Origin of the sequence: Micromonospora parva (genome assembly GCF_000718515.1) — a bacterium.
Taxonomy (GTDB): domain Bacteria; phylum Actinomycetota; class Actinomycetes; order Mycobacteriales; family Micromonosporaceae; genus Micromonospora; species Micromonospora parva.
Window position 1 is genome coordinate 1 of the sequence record NZ_JNZS01000062.1, and the last position, 463, is coordinate 463.

General features: G+C 65.4%; 1 protein-coding gene. It reads left to right on the forward strand.

Annotation, left to right across the window (positions count from 1 at the left end; all coding sequences use genetic code 11):
• On the forward strand, positions 1-463 hold a 463-nt coding region (locus IF22_RS0132620; protein WP_030338386.1), incomplete at both ends, for a non-reducing end alpha-L-arabinofuranosidase family hydrolase.

Consider the following 463-nt stretch of genomic DNA (forward strand, 5'->3'; position numbering starts at 1 on the left):
TGATGGAGGTGCAGGGCGCCTCGACCGCCGACGGCGGAAACATCGTGCAGTACGACGACTGGAACGGCACCAACCAGCAGTGGCAGTTCGTCCGCGTCGGCGGTGGGACCGACCCCACCACGCCGCCGCCGACCGGCACCTGTGACCTGCCCTCGTCGTACCGGTGGTCGTCGACGGGTGCGTTGGCGCAGCCGAGGTCGGGTTGGGTGTCGTTGAAGGACTTCACCGTCGCGCCGTACAACGGTCAGCAGCTGGTCTACGCCACCACCCACGATTTCGGGAGCAGCTGGGGTTCGATGAACTTCGGCCTGTTCTCGAATTACTCGCAGATGGGTTCGGCGAGTCAGAACGCGATGAACTCGGGGACGGTGGCGCCGTCGTTGTTCTACTTCGCGCCGCGCAACATCTGGGTGTTGGCGTATCAGTGGGGTGGGCCGGCGTTCTCGTACCGGACGTCGTCGGA